We start from the raw sequence: 21,922 nt of genomic DNA, 5'->3' as shown, positions 1-21,922 counted from the left end.
GCGGAGGCTCCTGCCCTTGGGCGCCTTGGGTCCCCTGGGCGGCGGGCCGGCGTCACTTGCGGTGCAGCGGGCCCGTGGTATGGATTGACCACGCGGTGCCTGCCTCCTGCGAGATGAGACAACGAGGCGGGCCGCCGCGGCCGGACACGTCCCGGGACGTCCGGCATCCCCCCCGATCCCGCCCCTTGGAGTCCAGCATGAGCCCGCAGAGCCCGACCCCGTCCGACGCCCCCGAGATCCACCACGATGGCGACATGCGCCGGTTCGCCACCACCGTCGACGGTGCCAAGGCCTACCTGGACTATCGCCAGGTGGATGGCGTCATGAGCATCACCCACACCTGGGTGCCGGCCGAGATCGGTGGCCGGGGCATCGCCGGGCAACTGGTGCGCGCCGCGCTCGAGCATGCGCGCGCGTCCGGTCTCAAGGTCGAGCCGGCCTGCTCGTATGCCGCCGGCTGGATCCAGCGCCACCCCGAGTACGCCGACCTGGTGGCCTGAGCCGGGGCGGAGCAGGCCTCGCCCGACCCTGGCGCGCGGCACCCGCGACAGTGGCCGCTGGCGGCCCGGGTTCGCGTTTCAATGTGCGGCGCCGGACCGGCTCCGTCCGTGACCGCCGCGTCACGCGGCCCCGGATAAGGTTCGCGCATCGAAGACACAGGGGCCCCCGGATGAGTTCGTACCTTGCCGTTTCGCCGCCACGCCTGCGCGACGCGCTGATGGCGTGCGGCCTGGTGGTCGCCTTGGCCAGCTGCGATCGCGGCGGCGGCACGCCCGACGTGAATCCGGCGGACGGCGGCGTCCCCGGCCCGGCTGGCACGGTCGATCCAACGGCCGCGACGCCACCGGAGACGCCGGCAGGCCCGGTGGACCTGGCCGATGTGTCGGACGTCACCTCCGACTACGTCATCGGCATCACCTATCCGCCGTCGGCCTCGCGCTACCCGGGCCTGGCGGCGCGACTGAAGGCCTACGCCGATGCCGCCCGCGACGACCTCATGCAGGCCGTGCGGGCGAAGGGCGAGGGTGGCCCGCCGAGCCTCTACGACCTGTCGCTGTCGTTCACCGAAGTGGTCGACACGCCCGAGCTGTTCGCCGTCGCCGCGGAAGGCAGCAGTTACACAGGTGGTGCCCACAGCGCGCCGCTGCTGGCGCGCTTCGTGTGGTTGCCGAAAGAGAACCGCCTGCTCGAGGTCACCGACCTGATTCCCGAGGGCGACGGCTGGCGTGACATTGCCGGCATGGTGCGCGAGCAGCTGCACACCTCGCTGTCGCAGCGCATCGACGCCGACAAGCTGGACCCGGGCGAGCGCGACGCGATGTCGCGCGAGGCCGGGCGCATGATCGACGACGGTACCGGACCTGAGCCGGAGAACTATCGCGACTTCGAGCCCGTGGTCGATCGCAGTGGGCGCATCGTCGCCATCCGCTTCGTGTTTCCGCCCTACCAGGTGGGCCCGTATTCCGATGGCGCGCAGAGCGTGGAAATTCCGGCCGCGGCGTTGCGCCCCTACGTGGCCGAGGCCTACCGCGAGCTGTTCGCCCCGTAGTACCGGGCGATCGCTCCCGGCCGCCTTGACCTGACGCTGACGCCCCATGGCGATAAGGTAAGGGCCCGGTACAGGCAAGCCAGGCAGGCGGGGGCCCGGATGTCGGACGCATCGAACGTCGTCAGTCGCCGATCCGCGACGCACGGATTCGCGCGCGAGCGCGTGCAGGCGCTGCTCGCCTTGGCCGGCGTCCGCGTTCGCGAGGGCGAGGGCGGCGGCAGCCAGGACGATGAGCTGGTGGTGCATGACGGGCGACTGTACGGCCGGCTCCTGTCGCAGGGCTCGCTCGGCCTGGGCGAAGCCTACATGGACGGCTGGTGGGACGCGTCCCCGCTTGATGGCGTGCTTGCCCGCATCCTCGGCGCCAGGCTGGACCGCCGCGTCACCGGCATGGCGGCGCGCCTGGACGGCCTGAGGGCCCGCTGGTTCAACCTGCAGACCCGGCGCCGCAGCCGCGAGGTCGGCCGCCGGCACTACGACCTCGGCAACGACCTGTACCGCGCGATGCTCGGCAAGCGCCTGGTCTACAGCTGCGGCTACTGGCGCGAGGCAGACGACCTGGACGCCGCGCAGGAGGCCAAGCTCGACCTGGTCTGTCGCAAGCTGGGCCTGCGCCCGGGCATGCGCGTGCTCGACATCGGCTGCGGCTGGGGCGAAGCGCTGAAGTTCGCCTGCGAGCGCTACGGCGTCCGCGGCGTCGGCGTGACCATCTCCGCCGAACAGGCCGCGTTCGCCCGCGAGCTGTGCGCCGGACTGCCGGTGGAGATCCGTCTGCAGGACTACCGCGACGTCGACGAACGGTTCGACCGCATCTTCTCGATCGGCATGTTCGAGCACGTCGGCCACGCCAACTACGCCACCTTCATGGACGTCATGCGGCGCTGCCTGCCGGACGATGGACTGTGCCTGCTGCATACGATCGGTCGCAACGTGTCGCGGCGGATCACCGATCCGTGGATCGCGCGCTACATCTTCCCCAACTCGATGCTGCCCTCTGCCGTGCAGGTCAGCGAAGCCGTGGAAGGGCGCTTCGTCATCGAGGACTGGCACAACTTCGGCACCGACTACGACCGCACCCTGCAGGCGTGGCGGGACAACATCGAACAGGCCTGGGAGCGCCTGCCGGCGCTTTACGACGCCCGCTTCCGGCGCATGTGGCGCTTCTACCTGGCCGGCTCCATGGCGAGTTTCCGCACCCGCCGCGCGCAGCTGTGGCAATGGGTGCTCTCGCCCCATGGCGTGCCCGGCGGTTACGTCGCGCCCCGCTGAGCGACGACCGTCACGCGGTCACGCCGCCGTTGCGGCGCGGTAACGCGAGCGACATGCCGGCACCGGAAGCTGGCGGCGTCGGCGGAGGAGGGGCGCCGGCGCCACCCACGCCATTGGAGGCACCCATGACCCCGGACACCCCCGACGCCCCCCGCCGTCGCACGAACGCCCGCACGCGGCTTGCCTGCCTGTTGCTGGCAGGCTTCGGCATCCTGCACGCCCTGCCGGCGCCTGCCGCAAGCCCCCCGAAGGAGGGCTCCAGGGGGCCCGCGGCACCGTCGCACCTCCGCCCGCACGCCCCGCGCGACGGCCTCATCGTCATTGCCCACCGCGGGGCCAGCGGCTATCGTCCCGAGCACACCCTGGAGGCGTATCGGCTGGCGATACGACAGGGCGCGGACTTCATCGAGCCCGACCTGGTCGCCACGCGCGACGGCGTGCTCATCGCCCGCCACGAGAACGAGATTTCCGGCACCACCGACGTGGCCAGCCGTCCGGAGTTCGCCGATCGCCGCACGACCAAGCGCGTCGACGGCCGCCTGGTCACCGGCTGGTTCACCGAAGACTTCACGCTCGCCGAGATCCGCCGGTTGCGCGCCCGCGAGCGGATCCCCGGCGTGCGTCCGGACAATGCCCGCTTCGATGGCCTGTACACGATCCCCACGTTCGCCGAGATCCTGCGCCTGGCCGCGCGCGAGAGCCGCGGGCATCGACGCGTCGGGGTGTATCCGGAAACCAAGCACCCCACCTATTTCGCACGCGAGGGCCGCCGTCTGGACGGTACGCCGATCGGCATCTCGCTCGGGCGGGCCCTGGTCGAAACCCTCGTGGCGGAAGGCTTCACCGACCCGTCGCGGGTGTTCATCCAGAGCTTCGAGTTCGAGAACCTGATCGAGCTGCACCAGGCGATCATGCCGGCCGCCGGCGTCGACGTTCCGCTGGTCCAGCTCTACGACGACCTGGAGACCGCCGTGCCGTACGACGTGGCTTACAACGTCGCGCAAGGCCGCGACCTGGATGCCTTGTACGGCGGTCTCGCGGATCAGGTCGAGGGCGGCCTGCACGCCGGCACCCGGTACGGGGCGTTCGCGACCCCGGCGGTCCTGGGCTGGATGAAGGCGAACTATGCCCGTGGGGTCGGGCCGTGGAAAGGCAACCTGCTGCCGCGCGCGGCGCTGTCGCCGCCGGTCGATGGCGACGGCGACGGCGAGGCGGAGGTGGTCTCGCAAAGCACCGCGCGTGTCCATCCGATGCTCGGCGGCGCGCTTGCGCAGGGCCTGCTGGTGCATCCCTACACCTTGCGTGCCGAGGAGGGCTACCTGGCGCAGGCGCCGAACGGTACGGTCGCCACGGCGTTGGCTGAAGCGATCCAGTTGTATGGCCTGGGCGTCAACGGCTTTTTCATCGACCAGCCGGACGTGGGCGTCGCCGCCCGCGACATCTTCCGCGAGATCAACCGGCCCTTGCAGGGGCCGCGCTGACGTCCTTGGGTCCGGCGTCCGCGCGATCGTCCTGACCGGTCGACGCGGATGCCGGGCCCGCGGGGAGGCCCAGCGCCGCGGGCAGTACCTGCACGGCGTCGGCCGCCAGCTTCAGCGTCGCCAGCGCGTCGGCGCGGGTCACCCCGGCCGTGAGGATCGCCAGGGGCAGGCCCGCTTCGTGCGCGGCGCGCGCGAAACGGAAGCCCGAGTAGACCATCAGCGAGGAGCCGACCACGAGCATCGCATCGGCGCGGGCGAGGGCGGCCTGGGTCTCGGCGACGCGCGCGCGCGGCACGTTCTCGCCGAAGAACACCACGTCGGGCTTGAGCAGGCCGTCGCATGCGGGGCAGCAGGGCGGCTGGAACGTGCTGAAGTCCAGGCCCTCCAGGTCGGCGTCGCCGTCGGGTGCGGCGCCGGCATCCAGCCCCATCCAGCCGGGGTTGAGGCGATCGAGCATTGCCTGCACCTCCGCGCGCGGGACGCGGTGTCCGCAGTCCAGGCACACCGTCATGTCGATGCGGCCATGCAGGTCCACCACGCGATCGCTGCCCGCCCGCTGGTGCAGGCCATCGACGTTCTGGGTCACCAGGCATTCGACGCGCCCGCGGGCCTCCAGGGCTGCCAGGGCATGGTGTGCGGGGTTGGGCCGGGCCGCGGCAACGACCGGCCAGCCCACGTGGCTGCGCGCCCAGTAGCGGGCACGGGCGAGCGGGTCGCCGGTGAAGGCCTGCCAGGTGATCGGCTGCGACCGCTTCCAGGCGCCGCTGGCGTCGCGATAGTCGGGTATCCCCGAGCCGGTGCTGCAGCCGGCGCCCGTGAGGACCAGCACCCGTCGACGCGCATCCAGCCAGTCCGCCAGCGCGGCGGCTTCGCGGACGGGGGGCGGGGCATCGAGGTTCAGGCCTGGCATGCGCCGATCCTAGCAGCGGGTCATCGGCAGGATGGAAAAACGCCGCCCGGAATACTCCGGGCGGCGCTTCGGGGTTGCCTGCGGGCCTGTCTTACCGGGTCGCGGGCGGCTCGGCTTCCGTGCCCGGCGCCGCGCCGTCGTCGGCTTCCGGCTTCAGGCCGCGCTTGATCAGCAGGGGCTCGATCTGCGGGTCGTGGCCGGCGAAGTCGCGGAAGATCTTCATGGCGTCCTGGCTGCCGCCCTGAGAAAGCAGCGTGTCGCGGAAGTGGTCGCCGTTCGCGCGGGTCAGGCCCCCGTGCTGCTTGAACCACTGCACGCTGTTGGCGTCCAGCACCTCGGACCAGATGTAGGCGTAGTAGCCCGCCGAATAGCCGCCCATGATGTGGCTGAAGTAGGGCGTGCGGTAACGCGGCGGCACCGGCTTGTAGTCGATGCCGTCGGCGGCGAGCGCGTCGGCCTCGAACTTCATCACGCCCGACGCCGCGGGGACCTGGGCGGCGGTGACCTGGTGCCAGCGCTGGTCGAGCATGGCCGCGCCCAGGTACTCGGTCGTGGCGAAGCCCTGGTTGAACTTCGAGGAGGCCAGGACCTTGTCGAGCAGCGCCTGCGGCATGGCCTCGCCGGTCTGGTAGTGCTTGGCGTAATTGGCCAGGATTTCCGGCCAGTCGGCCCACATCTCGTTGACCTGCGAGGGATACTCGACGAAGTCGCGCGGCACGCTGGTGCCGCTGAAGTACGGGTACTTCACGTCCGAGAACATGCCGTGCAGCGCGTGGCCGAACTCATGGAAGGCGGTGGTGACCTCGTCCCAGGTCATCAGGGTCGGATCGCCTTCCCGCGGCTTCGGGATGTTGAGGTGGTTGGCGACCACCGGCTTGTCGCCGGTCAGGTCGGACTGCGACACGTAGGAGTTCATCCACGCGCCACCGCGCTTGGAATCGCGCGCGTAGGGGTCGAAGATGAAGATCGCCAGCTGGGTGCCGTCTTCGTTGAAGACGTCGTAGGTCCAGGTGTCGGGGTGGTACTTCGGCAGGTCGGTGCGCTCCTTGAAGTCCAGCCCGTAGAGCTTGTGGGCGGCGAAGAACACGCCGTTCTCCAGCACGTTCTTCATCTCGAAGTAGGGCTTGAGCTGCGACTCGTCGAAGTTGTACTTCTCCGCGCGCACCTTCTCGGTGTAGAACGCCCAGTCCCAGGGCTCGAGCTTGAAGCTGGGCTCGCCCTTGGCGGCCTGTTCCCGGTCGATCATCGCCTGCAGGTCCGCGCCTTCGCGCCGGGCGTTGGCGACCGCGGCGGGCGCGAGCTGGCCGAGCATCGCGTTCACCGCCTCCGGGGTCTTGGCGGTCTGGTCTTCCAGGCTGTAGGCGGCGTGGTTCGGGTAACCGAGCAGCTTGGCGCGCTCGGCGCGCAGCTTCATCACCCGGGAAATGATCTCGCGGTTGTCGTACTCGCCGCCGTGGCTGCCGCGGGCGATGGACGCCTCGTGGATGCGCTGGCGCAGGGCGCGGTTGGTCAGCTGCGATTCGGGCGGCTGGCCGGTGGTGTTGAGCAGGGTGATGACGTACTTGCCATCCTTGCCGCGCTCCTTGGCGATACGTGCCGCGGTGGCGATCTGCGCATCGGTCAGGCCATCGAGTTCGGCGACGTCGTCGACGACGACCGCGGACGCGTTGACGTCCTTGAGCACGTTGTCGCTGAACTTCGTGCCCAGTTCCGCCAGCTCGGCGTTCATCGCCTTGAGCTTGGCCTTGTCGGCGTCGTCGAGCTTGGCGCCCGAGCGCACGAAGCCGGTGTGGTAGCGCTCGATCAGGCGGATGGCCTCGGCATCCAGGCCCATGTCGTCGCGCTTGGCGTACAGCGTGTCGATGCGCTCGAACAGCTTGCCATTGAGGTTGATCGCGTCGCCGTGGGCGGCGAAGCGCGTCGCGTAGTCGCTGCGCAGCTTGTTGCGCGCGTCGTTGGTGTCGGTCCCGACGAGGTTGAAGAACACCGTGGTCGCGCGGTCCAGGACCTGGCCGCTCCTCTCCATCGCGATGATGGTGTTGTCGAAGGTCGGTGCCTCGGGATTGTTGGCGATCGCCTCGATTTCCTTCAGGTGCTGCGCCATGCCGTAGTCGAAGGCCGGGGCGAAGTCGCTGTCCTTGATCTTGTCGAACTGCGGGTAGTGCAGCGGCAAGGGACTTTCGGACATGAACGGGTTGGAGCTCTGGGGCGTCATCGCGGCACCGGTGTCGGCGGATTGGGCATGGGCGGGAATGGCGACGACGGCTACGGCCATCGCCAGGGCCAGCGCAAGGGGGTGCTTCATCGGGTGGAACCTCGTCATGAGTCAGCCCCCAGCCTAACGGATGAACACGAGACGATCCCATGACGAAAGCCATGCACGCACGGTGCGTAACCTGCCGGCATCCCGGCGCGAACCGGTCCACGGGACGATTGGTTCCCCGTTCGCGCGGGGAAGTGGCCCTTCATGAACGGGGCGAGGGCGCGCTTACATGGGCGTGTCCACGCCGGGAAGGCGGCGCAATGGGGCCTGTCGGATCAAGATCGGAGCATATGGCCGTGTTTTCGCAGGAATTGTCGACCCGATGAAGCATCCCAGCGCGACCGCCGTCGCGGTATTGACCGTCGCCTGCCTGCTCCAGGCCGGTACGTCGCCGGTCCGGGCGGCAACGGCCTGCGACGTCGCCAGCGGGCCGCCGGTCGTGCCCCTGGTGGAGCTCTACACCTCCGAAGGCTGCAACAGCTGCCCGCCCGCGGACGCCTGGCTTTCGCGGCTGGCCGCCCGCGAGGACGCCGCCGCGACCTCGATCCTGGCCTTCCACGTGGACTATTGGGACGACATCGGCTGGATCGACCGCTTCGGCGCGGCCGCGCACACGCGGCGCCAGCGCGCGCGGGTGAAGCTCGACAACGGGACGACGGTGTTCACGCCCCAGGTGATGATCGGCGCCGACACCCGGGTGGACTGGCGCGACGAAGGCGACGCCCGTCGCGCCCTGCGGACCGCGAAGGGGCAGCCGGCCCCGGTCTCGCTGGTGATGCGGGCGGTGCCGGCGGACGGCCGGGTCCGGGTCGGCATCAAGGCCGAGCCGGTGGCAGGGGTGCCTGCCGGTAGCGGGATGCTTTGGCTGGCGTTGTACCAGGATGGCCTCAGCACCGAGGTCCGGGCGGGCGAGAACCAGGGCCGCACCCTGCGCCATGACCGCGTGGTGCGCGTACTGGAAGGACCCTGGGCGGTGGGCAAGGCGCCCGTGGTCGGCGAGACCATGCTCGAATTCCCCAAGGGCGCAGACCCGGCGACGCTCGGCCTGGTCCTGTTCGCCGAGTCGATCGAGGACGGTCGCGGCTGGCAGTCGCTCAACCTGCCGCTGGCGGCCTGCGCGCCCCCGCCGCCGTAGCGTCGGACCGCTGGCCCGCCGCCGGGCCAGGTGCCATGCAGACGTGACCGGCAGCGGCGTGGCGGGGCAGGGGACCTGCCCGGCGCGCGGTCGCGCAGCGCCCCCCATGGCGCCCGGCACTCCCCCGAAGGGCCCTTGCCGGCGCCCCGGGCTTGTTGCATGTTGGGACGCACATGCCGCCCGGCCCCGCGGACCCTCCCGGGGACATCGAGATCGCCGCGAGCCCCGGGCCATCGCGGCGCACGTCGCCACAAGGAGATCCGCGATGCCGAGCCGTGCTGTTTCCACCTCCAGGGGGCTTTCCTCGATCGCGGCGGCGCTCTGCCTGGCCGCGCTCGCCACGCCGCTGCATGCCTCCGCCGCCGAGACGTTGCGCTATGTCGCCCTGGTCGATGGCGGCCGCCAGGCCGGCGAACAGGTCGTGACGCGTGCCGACGACGGCACCGTGGACGTCGACTTCGTGTTCAAGGACAACGGGCGCGGGCCCGAGCTCAAGGAACGTTTCACCCTGGCCGACGACGGCACTTTCGACAGCTACCGGGTCAAGGGGACCTCGACCTTCGGCGCGCCGGTGGACGAGCGCTTCACCCTGGCCGATGGCATCGCCCGCTGGAAATCGACCTCGGACGAGGGCCGGCAGACGGTCGAGGGCGCAGGGCAGTACTCGCCGCTTGCCGGCACACCGGCGACGCTGTCGGTGGCGATCCAGGCCCTGTCCCGGCGCCTGGACGGGCGCCTGCCGCTGATCCCCAGCGGGACGCTGACGATGCGGCCGGTCGAGACGGTCGATGTCGGGGCGGGCGCGAAACGGCGGAAGGTCCAGTTGCTGGCCCTGACCGGCGTCGGCCTGACGCCGACCTTCGCCTGGGCGACCACCGGCGAGTCGCCGCGACTGTTCGCTTTCATCGCGCCCGGCTGGGTCCAGCTCATCGAGGATGGCTGGCAGTCCAGTGCCGACGACCTCGAGGCCAGGCAGAAGAAGGCCGAGGGCACCGTGCTGGCGGAATTGCGCCGGCGCCTCGCGCACCCGGCCGGCGGCACCTTGCTGATCCGCAACGCGCGCGTGTTCGACAGCGAGCATGCGCGCCTGGGCGAAGCCAGCGACGTGCTGGTCCGGTCCGGGCGGATCGTCTCGGTCAGCGACGCGGGCAGCGAGCGCGCCCCTGCCGACCAGGTCGTCGACGCCGGCGGTCGCGTGCTGCTGCCCGGCCTGTTCGACAGCCACGCCCACGTCGGCCGCTGGGACGGCGGGCTCAACCTCGCGTCCGGCGTGACCAGCGTGCGTGACATGGGCAACGACAACGCCACCCTGCAGCAGGTCAAGCGCGACGCGGAGGCGGGCAGGCTGATCATGCCGCGCATCGTCGCCGCCGGCTTCCTCGAGGGCGAGAGCGACTTCTCCGCGCGCAACGGCTTCGTCGTCAGCGACCTGGCGGGGGCGCGCAAGGCCGTGGACTGGTACGCGGCCAACGGCTATCCGCAGATCAAGATCTACAACTCGTTCCCGAAGGCCATCCTCGCCGACACCGTCGCCTACGCACACGGCAAGGGCCTGCGGGTCAGCGGCCACGTACCGGCCTTCATGCGCGCGCAGGACGTCGTCGACGCCGGCTTCGACGAGATCCAGCACATCAACCAGCTGCTGCTGAACTTCTTCGTCACCGACACCACCGACACCCGCACGCTGGAGCGCTTCTACCTGGTCGCGGAAAAGACCGACGGCCTGGACCTGGACAGTGCGCCGGTGCGGGACTTCATCGCCAGCCTGGTCGAGCACGGGGTGGTGATCGACCCGACCCTGGCCACCTTCGAGTTCCTGCACCAGCGCGATGGCGAGATGTCGCCGATCGTCGCCGAGGTCGCCGACCACCTGCCGCCCGACATCCAGCGCAGTCGCCGCGCCGGCGAAATGAACATCCCCGACGACGCGACCGGGGCGCGCTACGACCGCAGCTTCGCCAAGCTGGTCGAGTTCGTCGGCCGCGCGCACGCGGCCGGTGTGCCGGTGGTCGCCGGCACCGACGAGATGGTCGGCTTCACCCTGCAGCGCGAGCTGGAGCTGTACGTGCAGGCCGGGATGACGCCGTCCGAAGCCTTGCAGACGGCGACCTGGAACGGTGCGCGCTACGCGCGCGTGCTCGACCAGCGCGGCTCGATCACGCCCGGCAAGCAGGCCGACCTGGTCCTGGTCGACGGCGATCCGACCCGCGACATCCGCGACATCCGCAAGCTGGCCTTCGTGCTGCAGGGCGACCGGGTCTACTACCCCGCGGAGATCCACGAGGCCATCGGCATCGAACCGTTCGCCCCGCCGGTCCGGTTCCAGCCCACGGCGCGCTGAGCCGTGGACCGGTCGCGGCGGGGCCGGCGGCCGGCCCCCCGGGCGGCCTGCATACGCCTTCGTACGCTTCCTTTAACGATGTTGTAACATCCGACTGCCACGCGACCTGCCGCGGCGCGCCGATGCGCGCCCGGGCCGTCAAGGGACGGTCCCCGAGAACCCGGTCCACCCGCGCCCATACGGGCATGCCCGCGCCGGACGCGGCGGACCGCAATGCCGACCCGCCCCGGCCCGGATTCCCGCGCCCGGGGCGCCCGCCCAGACAGTCCTCCCGACAAACCCTTGCCGAGACCCCTCATGACTGCCCATCGCACCCCGGTCCGCCCCGGACTTTCCCGCCATGCCCTGGCCGCCGCCGTCGCCGCCGCCCTCGTCCTGGCCCTGCCGACCGCCGCGCTGGCGCAGGACGCCGAGCCGGTCGATCCCGCGGCCGCGACCGATGCCAAGACCCTGGACACCCTGATGGTGACCGCCCAGCGCAAGATCGAGAACGCGCAGGACGTGCCGATCTCCATCACCACCGTCGACCCGCAGAAGCTCGACGTGCTCAACTCCGGCGGCGGCGACGTCCGCGTGCTGTCGGGCCGCGTGCCGAGCCTGAACGTCGAGTCGTCCTTCGGCCGTGCCTTCCCGCGCTTCTACATCCGCGGCTACGGCAACACCGATTTCCGTCTCAACACCTCGCAGCCGGTGTCGCTGGTCTACGACGACGTCGTTCAGGAAAACCCGATCCTCAAGGGCTTCCCGATGTTCGACCTCGAGCAGGTGGAGGTGCTGCGCGGCCCGCAGGGCTCGCTGTTCGGCCGCAACAGTCCGGCCGGCGTGGTGAAGTTCGACTCCGTGCGCCCCTCCCAGGACATGGACGGCTACGCCAAGCTCGGCGCCGGCAGCGACAACATGCTCAACTTCGAGGGCGCGGTCGGTGGCGGCGTCAGCGAACGCTGGTCCATGCGCGCCTCGGCGATGTTCCAGCGCCGCGACGACTGGGTGGAGAACACCTTCGACGGCCCCAACGACGGCTTCGAGGGCTACGACGAATCCGCCGCGCGCGTGCAGGCCCTGTACGAGGGCGACGACTTCCAGGCCCTGCTCAACGTGCACGCGCGCCATCTCAACGGCACCGCCCGCCTGTTCCGCGCCAATATCTTCAAGCCGGGCAGCAACGACCTGGTCGATGGCTTCGACGAGGACAAGGTGTCGCTGGACGGCTACAACCATTCCGAGCTCGACAGCGAAGGCGCCAGCGCGCGCGTGAGCTGGGACCTGGGCGGCTATACGCTGCATTCGATCACCGGCTACGAGTCGGTGGAGACGTACAGCCGCGGCGACGTCGACGGCGGCTACGGCGCCTCGTTCCTGCCCGACTCGGGTCCGGGCGTGATCCCCTTCGCCTCGGAAACCGCCGACGGCATCCCCGACCACTCGCAGTGGACGCAGGAAATCCGCCTGGAATCGGACAACGGCACCGCCTTCAACTGGCAGGCCGGCCTGTTCTATTTCGCCGAGGACTACGACGTCGAGAGCTTCAGCTACGACTCGCTCAACGGTGGCGCGCAGGACGGCTACCAGCGCGTGCGCCAGACCAACGACTCCTGGGCCCTGTTCGCCGCGGCGACGTGGGATGTCAGCCCCGCGTTCCAGTTGCGTGGCGGCCTGCGCTACACCTGGGACGAGAAGGAGCTGACGGTCGAGGAATACTGGAACACCGGCTTCGTGCCCTGCGTACTCGAGGGCAAGTGCACCCTGGACCAGCTGGCCGCGCTCGAGCCCGACGGCGACCTGTCGGCCTCGCCCGAGGACAAGAAGCTGAGCTGGGACCTGTCGGGTACCTACGCGCTGAGCGATGACGTCAAGCTCTACGGCCGCGTCGCCACGGGTTACCGCGGCAGCAGCATCCAGTCCGCGGGTGCGTTCAACGCCAAATCGGTGGCCGATCCGGAAACCTCCACCTCGTTCGAGGTCGGCGTCAAGGCCGACCTGTGGGAGCGCCGCGCGCGCCTCAACGCCGGCCTGTTCTACTACGAGGTCAAGGACCAGCAGCTGACCGCGGTGGGCGGCGCGTCGAATGCCAACATCCTGCTCAACGCCGAGCGCAGCACCGGCCAGGGCTTCGAGGTCGACTTCCAGGCCTACCTGACCGACGGTCTGCTGCTGACCGTGGGCAGCAGCTACAACGACACCGAGATCAAGGACGACGACCTCGCCGTGTCGGTATGCGCGGCCTGCACCGTGACCGACCCGCTCGACGGCACCGGCCGGGCCCTGATCGACGGCAACGCCCTCCCGCAGGCGCCCAAGTGGACGCACAACCTGACCCTGCGCTGGGGCGTGCCGATGGGCGAGACGGGCGAGTTCTACGCCTTCACCGACTGGTCGTACCGCAGCGAGGTGAACTACTTCCTGTACGACTCCAGGGAGTTCACCGGCAAGCCGCTGGTGGAAGGCGGCCTGCGCCTGGGCTACAACTGGGCCTACGGCAAGTACGACGTCGCCCTGTTCGGCCGCAACATCCTCGACGAAGTCCAGGCCGTCGGCGGCATCGACTTCAACAACCTCACCGGCTTCATCAACGAGCCGCGCGTGGTCGGCGTGGAGTTCAAGGCCGCGTTCTGACCGGGGGCACCCCGGACGGATGGTGCAGCGAACGCCGGGCACGTCCCGGCGTTCGCGTCCGCGGGGTCCGCGGGGTCCGCGAAGCCGGCCGGGGCGCTATGCTGTGGCCTTGTCCCGGACACAGGAAGCGCCCGCATGGCCACCGCCTTCGATTTCAATGCCGTCGACATCGACGGACAGGAGCAGTCGCTCGATGCCTACCGCGGCAAGGTGCTGCTGGTCGTCAACGTCGCGTCCAAGTGCGGTTTCACGCCCCAGTACGAGGGCCTGGAGAAGCTCTGGCGGGAGTTCGGGCCGCAGGGCCTGGTCGTCCTGGGCTTCCCGTGCGACCAGTTCGGCCACCAGGAACCGGGCAACGAGGCCGAGATCAAGGACTTCTGCTCGCTGACCTACGACGTGACGTTCCCGATGTACGCCAAGGTCGACGTCAATGGCGACGGCGCCCATCCGCTGTGGAAGTGGCTCAAGGACGAGAAGGGCGGCTTCCTCGGGATCGATGCGATCAAGTGGAACTTCAGCAAGTTCCTGGTCGGTCGCGACGGCCACGTCATCAAGCGCTACGCACCGACCGACAAGCCGGCCTCCCTGGCCGCCGACGTCCGCGCCGCGCTGGCCGCCTAGGGCGGCCGGCATGGGAGGCAGGGACTGCCCGTACACCATCGCCTACGACGCCGGGCGCGGGATGCTCCGCGCCCACGTCACCGGCACCAACGGCAGCTTCGAGACATCGCTCAGGTACTGGCTCGAGATCGCCGGCGAAGTGCGCCGGGTCGAGCCCGAAAGCCTGCTCGTCGTCGACGAGATGAGCGGCGAAGTGCCCCCGCCGGGGCAGCTCGCGCAACTGGTGGACGCGCTGATGCACCAGGGCTTCGAGGGCGTGCGGGTCGCCTACGTCGAATCCCATCCCGAGCAGATCCCCGAGGTCGAGGTGGCCGAGATCCACGCCCGCGAGCGCGGCTACGCGTTCCGCGTGTTCGGCGACGAAGCCGCCGCGCGCGTCTGGCTGCAGTACGGGGGCGCCTGAGCGCCGAACCCCGCGGCGGGCAGGCCTACTTCTCGACGAACGCGCGTTCGAACACGTACTGGCCGGGCGTGCCGATGCGGGGTGCGGCGCTGAAGCCGCGGCCGTCCAGCAGGGTGCGGAAGTCGGCCAGCATCTGCGGACTGCCGCAGACCATGGCGCGATCGTGTTCGGGGTCGAGCGCCTCGATGCCCAGGTGCTGCATCATCTGCCCACTGGCCATCAGGTCGGTCATGCGCCCGCGGTGGTCGTTGCCGCCGAAGACGAAGGGTTCGCGGGTGACGGCGGGGTAGTAGCGCAGCTGCCGGGCGATGGTCTCGCCGAGGAATTCGTGGTGCGGCAACTCGTTGACGATGTAGTCGCGATAGGCGAGGTCCTGCGCATTGCGCACGCCGTGGCATAGGATCACGCGCTCGAAGCGTTCGTAGGTGTCCGGGTCCTTGATGATCGACAGCCACGGTGCGAAACCGGTGCCGGTGCCCAGCAGGTACAGGTTGCGTCCCGGGTGCAGGTCGCTGATCAGCAAGGTACCGGTGGGCTTGCGGCCGATCAGGATGCCGTCGCCGGGCTTGACGTGCTGCAGGCGCGAGGTGAGCGGACCGTCGGGCACCTTGATGCTGAAGAACTCCAGCTGCTCTTCCCAGTTGGCGCTGGCGATCGAGTAGGCGCGCAGCAGGGGCTTGCTGCTGCCGTCGGCCTGCTCGACCGGCAGTCCGATCATCACGAACTGGCCGTTGTCGAAGCGGAAGCCGTCGTCGCGGGTGGTGGTGAAACTGAAGTAGTCGTCCGTCCAGTGACGGACGTCCAGCACGGTTTCAGTGCCGAAGGCTGAGGACATGTCGGGGTGGGGGCGTGGAGCGAAGCCGTTATTTTACGCGATTTGGGGATTCGTGATTGGTGATTCGTGGGGACCCACGCAACCCATTCCCCATTCCCCATTCCCCATTCCCCAATCCCCAATCCCCAATCCCCAATCCCCAATCCCCAATCCCCAATCCCCAATCCCCAATCCCCAATCCCCAATCCCCAATCCCCAATCCCCAATCACGAATCACCGATACCCCGCCGCTTGAAGCTCGAACAGCTCCGCGTAGCGGCCGCCGGCGGCCATCAGTTCGTCGTGGGTGCCGCTGGCCTCGAGTCGTCCCCCGGCCAGGACCAGGATGCGGTCGGCCATGCGCACGCTGCTGAAGCGGTGCGAGATCAGGACCGCGGTGCGGCGGTCCGACAGTTCCTTGAAACGCTGGAACACCTCGAACTCGGCGCGCGCGTCCAGCGCGGCGGTGGGTTCGTCGAGGATCATCACCTGCGCATCGCGCATGTAGGCGCGGGCGATGGCGATTTTCTGCCACTGCCCACCGGACAGGTCCACGCCGGTCTTGAAACGTCGGCCGATGACCTGGTCGTAGCCCTGGGGCAGGCCGGCGATCATCGCGTCGGCCATCGCGCGCGCGGCGGCGTCGCGGATGCGGCCCGCGTCGTCCATGGCTTCGATCCGGCCCACGCCGATGTTCTCGCCGGCGGTGAGGTGGTAGCGGACGAAATCCTGGAAGATCACGCCGATGTTGGCCCTCAACTGGTCCAGGTCGTATTCGCGCAGGTCGTGGCCGTCCAGCAGGATGCGGCCCTCGTCGGGGTCGTAGAGACGTGCCAGCAGCTTGACCAGGGTGGTCTTGCCCGCGCCGTTCTCGCCGACCAGCGCCAGCACCTCGCCGGCGCGAAGCTCGAAGTCGAGCCCGCGCAGCGCCCACGTGTCCGCGTCCGGGTAGCGGAAGCCGACGTTCTCGAACACGAAGCCTCGCCGGATGGGCTGCGGCACGTCGCGCGGCTGCGGCGGCGTGGCGATCTCCGGCCGGATCGCGAAGAACGAGAACAGGTCGTCCAGGTAGAGTGCCTGGCCGGCAACCTGCGAGAAGCCGACCAGCAGGCCTTCCAGCAGCTGCCGCAGGCGCAGGAAGCTGCCGGCCAGGAAGGTCAGGTCGCCGATGCTGAAGTCGCCGCTGACGGTGCGCCAGGCGATGTAGGCGTAGGCGACGTAGTAACCCAGCGTGCCGAGCGCGGCCAGCAGGGTGCCCCAGAACGCCCGGCGCCGCGCCAGCTTGCGGTTGGCGCGGAAGAAGCGACCGGCCAGCTCGCGGTAGCGTTCGATCAGGAAGGTATGGAGGTTGAAGATCTTCACCTCCTTCGCGGTCTCGACGCTGGCGCCCATCTGCCGGACGTACTCGAGCTGGCGGCGCTCGGGCGTCCAGGCGAAGTTGAGCGAATAGCCCAGTGCGTTGAAGTGCGACTCGCCGATGAACGCCGGGACGAGTGCCACCGCGAGAAGGGCGATCAGCCACGGCGCGTAGACGAGCAGGCCGGCGGCGAAGCTGGCCACGGTGATCATGTCCTGCACCTGGCCGAAGATCTGGCTCATCAGGTTGACCCGGCCCATGGTCTGGCGGCGGGCGCGGTCGAGTTTGTCCTGCAGGTCGGGGTCCTCGAAGTCCTCCAGGTCCAGCGTCGCGGCGTGTTCCATGAGGCGCACGCTGGTCGCGTTGGTGAACAGCTCCGAAAGCAGCGCATCGCCATAGCTGACCAGCCGGCCGATCAGGTCCGATGCGATCGCCAGGCCGAACTCGGCCGCCAGCAACGCGACCAGGGTGTCGAAGCGGTGGCTGGCGATCGCGTCGGCCAACGACCCGGTCGCGACGCCGCCACCGACCAGCGCGACCACCTCGTCGATGATCAGCTTTCCGACGTAAAGCATCAGCACCGGCAGGAAGGCGCGGACCAGGCGCAGGCCGAGGGTCATCAGGGTGAGCGAGGGACTGGTGGCCCAGATCATCCGCAGGAAGGGCGGCAGGTTGCGCAGCGCGTCGAAGCGCTCGCGCAGGCTGGGTTTGGAACCGCCTTGCGATGCGGGGGCGGGCATGGCGCCTTCCTGGACCGGGATGCCGGGAGTGTACGCGTTCGGCGGCGGCCGGCGACGGGCGCCGGCCGCGGTCCCGCCCGTGACGGGCCTCAGGCCGCCTCGGCGACGTAGGGCGTCTCCGGCAGTGGCCGGCGCAGGCCGACGTTGAGCATGTTCCAGGCCCGGATGGCCGCGACCGCGAAGCTCAGCTCACTGACCTCGCGCGCGTCGAACAGCGGCGATTCGCGCCACGCAGCCACGGTATCGAGCTTGCGTTGCGCGACGCCCGACCGGCGCAGCGCTTCGGCATGCATGTCCAGGCAGAAGACGCAGGCATTGAGCTGGGAGACCCGCAGCGAGACCAGTTCCAGCAGTTGCGGGCCCAGCGGCCCCTTGTGGAGCTGGGCGCTGAGCTGGGCCAGTTGCTGGAACGCGCGCGGAGCATGCGCGGCATAGTCGAGGGGGGCGGTATCCATGGGGTTGGTCCTCTTCGCGATGCGGCCGGAATGGCCGGTTCATGGCAAGGACGGGCGGCGGGGGGCGCGCGTGACAGGGGGCGCGGATCAGCCTGTTCGCCAGTGGCGCAGCTTGTCGGGATTGAGCACGGTCAGGATGCCGTCGATGCGGCCGTCGCGCAGGGTGATCGTGGTGACCGACTCCAGGCGGCCGTCGCGCGAGCGGATGATCGCCGGCTCGCCATTGACGGTGCCGATCGTCGCGTGGGCCCGGGGGGCGTCCCTGCGCGCGACGGCGGCATAGAGGCGGCCGATGCGCTCGGCCCCGCGCAGGGGCCGGATGGCCGCCGTGACCTTGCCGCCACCGTCGGATACCAAGCGCGCATTCGCGTCGAGCAGGCGCACGATCGCGGCCTCGTCGCCCGACTGGGAGGCCTGCATGAAGCGCTCGAGGAGCTGGCGATGGCGGTCGTGGTGGACTTCGAAACGCGGCCGTCCTTCCCGCAGGCGGCCCCGGGCCCGATGCACCATCTGCCGGCAATTGGCCACGCCATGGCCGAGCAGCTCGGCGATCCGTTCGTAGTCGTGGTCGAAGGCCTCCTTCAACAGGAAGGCCGCGCGCTCCTCCGGTCCCAGCCGTTCCAGCAGGGCCAGGAACGCCAGCGACACCTGGTCGGCGATCTCGGCGCCGGCCTCGGGCGTGGCGGAGGCGTCCACGTCCAGCGGCTCGGGCAACCAGGGGCCCGGGTAGGCCTCGCGTTCCTGCCGGACCCGGCGCAGGCGGTCGATGCCCAGCCGGGTGGTCGCGGTGACCAGCCAGGCCTCAGGGTCGCGGATCGCGTCCCACTCCGCCTGCGACCAGCGCAGCCAGGCATCCTGGACGACGTCCTCGGCGTCGCTGCGGCTGCCGAGCAGCCGGTAGGCCAGCGCGAACAGGCGCGGGCGGTGGTGCTGGAAAGTATCGAGCGTCATGTGGGGCAGGACGGGGCAGGGGGCTCGTGCGTGACAGCGCGGGACGGGATCAGGCGGCATCGTCCCCGGGCGGGGCCTGCAGGGCCTTGGGCAGGTGCCAGCCGTAGCGCAGGGCCGCCAGGCGCAGGAAGAAGCACAGCGCGGCGCCGGCCACGGTCACCGGCACGGGGGGCAGTTGCAGGACGCTTCCGATCGCCACCACGCTGGCCCCGGCCAGCGCGGCGATCGCATAGAGCTCGGCGTGCAGGACCAGGGGCACGCGGGCCAGCAGGACGTCGCGCAGCATGCCCCCGCCGATCCCGCTCAACATGCCCAGGCACGGCGCCATCAGCGGGCCGATCCCCGCGCCCAGCGCCTTGTCGGTACCGGCGACGGCGAACACCGCCAGGCCCAGGGCGTCGAACACGCGCACCGGCTGGTGCAGGCGTTCGATCCAGGGGCTCCAGGCGAATGCGATCAGGCCGGCGCTGATCCATATGGCCGGATAGCGCCAGTCGTGCAGGGCCGCGGGAGGGGTGGCGCCGATCAGCAGGTCGCGCAGGATGCCGCCGGCGCTCGCGGTCGCGAATGCCAGCACCAGCACGCCGAACAGGTCCAGGCGGTGGCGTACGCCGAGCATGGCGCCGCTGAGCGCGAACACGAAGGTGCCGATCAGGTCGAGATGGAGGATGAGGTTCTGCATTCGGGGGCGTCCGGGGCGACGGGGCCGTCCCGGTCCGGGCCGGGGGTGCACGGCGCACTATACCGGCCACCGCCGCTGCGCCTGCCCGGGCCGGGCAGTAGAATATGGCCCCCACCGCCAAGCCAGCCGATGCCGTGACCGCCAGCCAGCCCGCTTCCCGGACGCCTGTTTCGATCAGGCAGGACGACTTCATCCAGTCCGTCGCCGACGCCCTGCAGTACATCAGCTACTACCACCCGGTCGACTACATCCGCAACCTCGCCGCGGCCTACGAGCGCGAGGAATCGCCGGCGGCGAAGGACGCGATGGCGCAGATCCTGATCAACTCGCGCCTGTGCGCCGAGGGCCACCGGCCCATCTGCCAGGACACCGGCATCGTCACCGTCTTCCTCGAGATCGGCATGGACGTGCGCTGGGACGACGCCACCATGGGCGTGGAGGACATGGTCCACGAAGGCGTGCGCCGCGCCTACAACCATCCCGACAACAAGCTGCGCGCGAGCGTCCTGGCCGATCCGGCCGGCAAGCGCGCCAACACCCGCGACAACACGCCCGGCGTCGTCAACGTGAAGATCGTGCCCGGCAACACCGTCGACGTCATCGTCGCGGCCAAGGGCGGCGGCTCCGAGGCGAAGTCCAAGTTCGCCATGCTCAATCCCTCCGATTCGATCGTCGACTGGGTGCTGCGCACCGTGCCGACCATGGGGGCCGGCTGGTGCCCGCCGGGCATGCTCGGCATCGGCATCGGCGGCACCGCCGAGAAGGCGATGCTGCTGGCCAAGGAGTCGCTGATGGAGCCGATCGACATCACCGACCTGCAGGCGCGCGGCCCGTCCAACCGCGCCGAGGAACTTCGCCTTGAGCTCTACGAGAAGGTCAACGCCCTGGGCATCGGCGCGCAGGGCCTGGGGGGCCTGACCACGGTGCTCGACATCAAGGTCAAGGACTACCCGACGCATGCGGCGAACCTGCCGGTGGCGATGATCCCCAACTGCGCCGCCACCCGCCACGCCCATTTCACCCTCGACGGCAGCGGTCCGGTCATGCTCGATCCGCCGTCGCTGGAGGACTGGCCCGAGCTGACCTACGACGCCGGCAAGGGACGCCGGGTCGACCTCGACGCCATCACCCCGGAGGAGGTCGCCAGCTGGAAGCCCGGCGAGGTGCTGCTGCTCAACGGCAAGCTGTTGACCGGGCGCGACGCGGCGCACAAGCGCATCGTCTCGATGCTCGACAAGGGCGAGCCGCTGCCGGTCGACTTCAAGGGGCGCTTCATCTATTACGTGGGGCCCGTCGATCCCGTCCGCGACGAGGTCGTCGGTCCCGCCGGCCCGACCACCGCCACGCGCATGGACAAGTTCACCGAGCAGGTGCTCGACCAGACCGGCCTGCTGGGCATGGTCGGCAAGGCCGAGCGCGGCCCGGTCGCGATCGAGGCGATCCGCAAGCACCGGTCGGCCTACCTGATGGCCGTGGGCGGCGCCGCCTACCTGGTGTCGAAGGCGATCAAGGCCTCGCGCGTCGTCGCCTTCGAGGACCTGGGCATGGAGGCGATCTATGAATTCACCGTGCAGGACATGCCGGTGACGGTGGCGGTCGACAGCCAGGGCGAGTCGGTGCACCGCACCGGACCGCGCGAGTGGCAGGGGCGCATCGGCAAGATCCCGGTCGTGGTGGAGCCGGCATGAGCGTCGTCCTGTACGGCTCGCGCAGCACCGCTTCGCTGGTCGTCCACTGGCTGCTGCTCGAGCTGGGTGTCGAGCATGAACTGGTGCTGCTCGATTTCGACACGCGCGAGCACAAGACCGCCGAGTACCTCGCGCTCAATCCGCAGGGCCGCGTGCCCACCCTGGTCATCGACGGCCAGGTGCTGACCGAGTCGGTCGCCATCGCCATGCACCTGGCCGACCTGTATCCGGATGCCGGCCTGGCGCCGCGCCCGGGGACGCCCGGACGCGCGGACTACTACCGCTGGATGTGCTTCGCCGTCTACACCCTGATGCCGCCGTACCGGGCGTGGTTCTATGCCGACGAAGTGGCCGGGGCGGAGAACGCCGACGCGGCGCGCGAGCGCGCGCGGGCGGCGATCGAATCGGCGTGGGAACAGGTCGACGCGCACCTGCGTGCCCACGGCCCCTACCTGCTGGGCACGTCGATGAGCGCGGTCGATTTCGTGTTCACCATGTTGATGCGCTGGTCGCGCAACATGCCGCGACCGAGCGACGACTGGCCGGCACTGCATGCCCTGGCACGGCGGATGAAGGACCTGCCTTCCTTCCACGAGGTCTACCGGCGCGAAGGCCTGGACGACTGGACCTAGGGCCGGTCGCCCGGGTCG

The 21,922-nt window shown here is 70.0% G+C and carries 18 protein-coding genes; 11 read left to right on the top strand and 7 right to left on the bottom strand.

Annotated elements, in window-relative coordinates:
- Positions 1–197 precede the first annotated feature (197 nt).
- The 4 genes from H4F98_RS02615 to H4F98_RS02600 all read left to right on the top strand — a co-directional run bounded on the left by H4F98_RS02615 (position 198) and on the right by H4F98_RS02600 (position 4,299).
- Positions 198–500, top strand: coding sequence for a GNAT family N-acetyltransferase (locus H4F98_RS02615; protein ID WP_182685097.1), 303 nt, complete (start codon positions 198–200; stop codon positions 498–500).
- A gap of 170 nt (positions 501–670) precedes the next feature.
- A complete protein-coding gene (locus tag H4F98_RS02610; protein WP_246372766.1) occupies positions 671–1,549 on the top strand; it encodes a DUF3298 and DUF4163 domain-containing protein in 879 nt (292 codons plus the stop codon).
- Positions 1,550–1,648: 99 nt separating this feature from the next.
- Complete coding sequence (gene cfa, locus H4F98_RS02605; RefSeq protein WP_182685096.1) at positions 1,649–2,818, top strand: cyclopropane fatty acyl phospholipid synthase; 1,170 nt, start codon at positions 1,649–1,651, stop codon at positions 2,816–2,818.
- A 125-nt stretch (positions 2,819–2,943) separates the two neighbouring features.
- Entirely contained in the window at positions 2,944–4,299 is a 1,356-nt protein-coding gene (locus H4F98_RS02600; RefSeq protein WP_182685095.1) for a glycerophosphodiester phosphodiesterase family protein, read from the top strand.
- Here H4F98_RS02600 and H4F98_RS02595 read toward each other — a convergent pair.
- Together H4F98_RS02595 and H4F98_RS02590 are read right to left on the bottom strand one after the other, a co-directional pair.
- Positions 4,271–5,209, bottom strand: a complete 939-nt coding sequence (locus H4F98_RS02595; RefSeq protein ID WP_182685094.1) for an NAD-dependent protein deacetylase — start codon at positions 5,207–5,209, stop codon at positions 4,271–4,273. The two genes, H4F98_RS02600 and H4F98_RS02595, sit on opposite strands and share 29 nt — an antisense overlap.
- Positions 5,210–5,300: 91 nt before the next feature.
- Positions 5,301–7,424 carry a M3 family metallopeptidase gene (locus H4F98_RS02590; RefSeq protein WP_425487563.1) on the bottom strand — a complete coding sequence of 708 codons (2,124 nt, stop codon included), beginning with the start codon at positions 7,422–7,424 and terminating at the stop codon, positions 5,301–5,303.
- 370 nt (positions 7,425–7,794) lie between these two features.
- On the opposite strand from H4F98_RS02590, the gene H4F98_RS02585 reads away from it, so the two are divergent.
- From H4F98_RS02585 to H4F98_RS02565, 5 genes are all read left to right on the top strand, one after another.
- Positions 7,795–8,607, top strand: coding sequence for a DUF1223 domain-containing protein (locus tag H4F98_RS02585; protein ID WP_182685092.1), 813 nt, complete (start codon positions 7,795–7,797; stop codon positions 8,605–8,607).
- Between the two features lie 265 nt (positions 8,608–8,872).
- Positions 8,873–10,948: an amidohydrolase family protein gene (locus H4F98_RS02580; protein ID WP_182685091.1), complete on the top strand. Its 2,076-nt coding sequence runs from the start codon at positions 8,873–8,875 to the stop codon at positions 10,946–10,948.
- Positions 10,949–11,245: 297 nt separating this feature from the next.
- Positions 11,246–13,561: a TonB-dependent receptor gene (locus tag H4F98_RS02575; protein WP_182685090.1), complete on the top strand. Its 2,316-nt coding sequence runs from the start codon at positions 11,246–11,248 to the stop codon at positions 13,559–13,561.
- Between the two features lie 135 nt (positions 13,562–13,696).
- The gene (locus tag H4F98_RS02570; protein ID WP_182685089.1) at positions 13,697–14,182 is read left to right on the top strand and encodes a glutathione peroxidase; all 486 of its coding nucleotides are present in this window, start codon (positions 13,697–13,699) and stop codon (positions 14,180–14,182) included.
- Positions 14,183–14,192: 10 nt separating this feature from the next.
- Positions 14,193–14,585 carry a hypothetical protein gene (locus tag H4F98_RS02565; protein WP_182685088.1) on the top strand — a complete coding sequence of 131 codons (393 nt, stop codon included), beginning with the start codon at positions 14,193–14,195 and terminating at the stop codon, positions 14,583–14,585.
- 25 nt (positions 14,586–14,610) lie between these two features.
- Here the strand turns inward: H4F98_RS02565 and H4F98_RS02560 are convergent, their stop codons facing one another.
- The 5 genes from H4F98_RS02560 to H4F98_RS02540 form a co-directional block, all read right to left on the bottom strand.
- Positions 14,611–15,420, bottom strand: coding sequence for a ferredoxin--NADP reductase (locus H4F98_RS02560; RefSeq protein WP_182685087.1), 810 nt, complete (start codon positions 15,418–15,420; stop codon positions 14,611–14,613).
- Between the two features lie 213 nt (positions 15,421–15,633).
- Positions 15,634–17,496, bottom strand: a complete 1,863-nt coding sequence (locus tag H4F98_RS02555; RefSeq protein ID WP_182685086.1) for an ABC transporter ATP-binding protein — start codon at positions 17,494–17,496, stop codon at positions 15,634–15,636.
- A gap of 89 nt (positions 17,497–17,585) precedes the next feature.
- A complete protein-coding gene (locus H4F98_RS02550) occupies positions 17,586–17,951 on the bottom strand; it encodes a carboxymuconolactone decarboxylase family protein (RefSeq protein WP_182685085.1) in 366 nt (121 codons plus the stop codon).
- Between the two features lie 87 nt (positions 17,952–18,038).
- Positions 18,039–18,902 carry an RNA polymerase sigma-70 factor gene (locus H4F98_RS02545; RefSeq protein WP_182685084.1) on the bottom strand — a complete coding sequence of 288 codons (864 nt, stop codon included), beginning with the start codon at positions 18,900–18,902 and terminating at the stop codon, positions 18,039–18,041.
- Positions 18,903–18,951: 49 nt separating this feature from the next.
- Positions 18,952–19,584, bottom strand: coding sequence for a trimeric intracellular cation channel family protein (locus H4F98_RS02540; RefSeq protein ID WP_182685083.1), 633 nt, complete (start codon positions 19,582–19,584; stop codon positions 18,952–18,954).
- A 104-nt stretch (positions 19,585–19,688) separates the two neighbouring features.
- On the opposite strand from H4F98_RS02540, the gene H4F98_RS02535 reads away from it, so the two are divergent.
- Positions 19,689–21,272 carry a fumarate hydratase gene (locus tag H4F98_RS02535; protein WP_246372764.1) on the top strand — a complete coding sequence of 528 codons (1,584 nt, stop codon included), beginning with the start codon at positions 19,689–19,691 and terminating at the stop codon, positions 21,270–21,272.
- Positions 21,269–21,904 (top strand): glutathione S-transferase family protein, encoded by a 636-nt coding sequence (locus tag H4F98_RS02530; RefSeq protein WP_182685082.1) that lies wholly within the window; start codon positions 21,269–21,271, stop codon positions 21,902–21,904. Before H4F98_RS02535 ends, H4F98_RS02530 begins: the two co-directional genes overlap by 4 nt.
- The last annotated feature ends 18 nt before the right edge of the window (positions 21,905–21,922 follow it).

The sequence above is a fragment of the Marilutibacter spongiae genome (genome assembly GCF_014145325.1).
GTDB lineage: Bacteria > Pseudomonadota > Gammaproteobacteria > Xanthomonadales > Xanthomonadaceae > Marilutibacter > Marilutibacter spongiae.
The sequence above is the reverse complement of the archived record's forward strand: the minus strand, read 5'-3'. Positions and strand labels throughout refer to the sequence as shown.

Coding starts and splice junctions, on each gene's coding strand:
- H4F98_RS02595 (WP_182685094.1), bottom strand. CDS start 5,209: ATGCCAGGCCTGAACCTCGATGCCCCGCCCCCCGTCCGCGAAGCCGCC.
- H4F98_RS02550 (WP_182685085.1), bottom strand. CDS start 17,951: ATGGATACCGCCCCCCTCGACTATGCCGCGCATGCTCCGCGCGCGTTC.
- H4F98_RS02560 (WP_182685087.1), bottom strand. CDS start 15,420: ATGTCCTCAGCCTTCGGCACTGAAACCGTGCTGGACGTCCGTCACTGG.
- H4F98_RS02565 (WP_182685088.1), top strand. CDS start 14,193: ATGGGAGGCAGGGACTGCCCGTACACCATCGCCTACGACGCCGGGCGC.
- H4F98_RS02545 (WP_182685084.1), bottom strand. CDS start 18,902: ATGACGCTCGATACTTTCCAGCACCACCGCCCGCGCCTGTTCGCGCTG.
- H4F98_RS02580 (WP_182685091.1), top strand. CDS start 8,873: ATGCCGAGCCGTGCTGTTTCCACCTCCAGGGGGCTTTCCTCGATCGCG.
- cfa (WP_182685096.1), top strand. CDS start 1,649: ATGTCGGACGCATCGAACGTCGTCAGTCGCCGATCCGCGACGCACGGA.
- H4F98_RS02590 (WP_425487563.1), bottom strand. CDS start 7,424: ATGACGCCCCAGAGCTCCAACCCGTTCATGTCCGAAAGTCCCTTGCCG.
- H4F98_RS02535 (WP_246372764.1), top strand. CDS start 19,689: ATGGCCCCCACCGCCAAGCCAGCCGATGCCGTGACCGCCAGCCAGCCC.
- H4F98_RS02570 (WP_182685089.1), top strand. CDS start 13,697: ATGGCCACCGCCTTCGATTTCAATGCCGTCGACATCGACGGACAGGAG.
- H4F98_RS02615 (WP_182685097.1), top strand. CDS start 198: ATGAGCCCGCAGAGCCCGACCCCGTCCGACGCCCCCGAGATCCACCAC.
- H4F98_RS02530 (WP_182685082.1), top strand. CDS start 21,269: ATGAGCGTCGTCCTGTACGGCTCGCGCAGCACCGCTTCGCTGGTCGTC.
- H4F98_RS02585 (WP_182685092.1), top strand. CDS start 7,795: ATGAAGCATCCCAGCGCGACCGCCGTCGCGGTATTGACCGTCGCCTGC.
- H4F98_RS02540 (WP_182685083.1), bottom strand. CDS start 19,584: ATGCAGAACCTCATCCTCCATCTCGACCTGATCGGCACCTTCGTGTTC.
- H4F98_RS02610 (WP_246372766.1), top strand. CDS start 671: ATGAGTTCGTACCTTGCCGTTTCGCCGCCACGCCTGCGCGACGCGCTG.
- H4F98_RS02555 (WP_182685086.1), bottom strand. CDS start 17,496: ATGCCCGCCCCCGCATCGCAAGGCGGTTCCAAACCCAGCCTGCGCGAG.
- H4F98_RS02575 (WP_182685090.1), top strand. CDS start 11,246: ATGACTGCCCATCGCACCCCGGTCCGCCCCGGACTTTCCCGCCATGCC.
- H4F98_RS02600 (WP_182685095.1), top strand. CDS start 2,944: ATGACCCCGGACACCCCCGACGCCCCCCGCCGTCGCACGAACGCCCGC.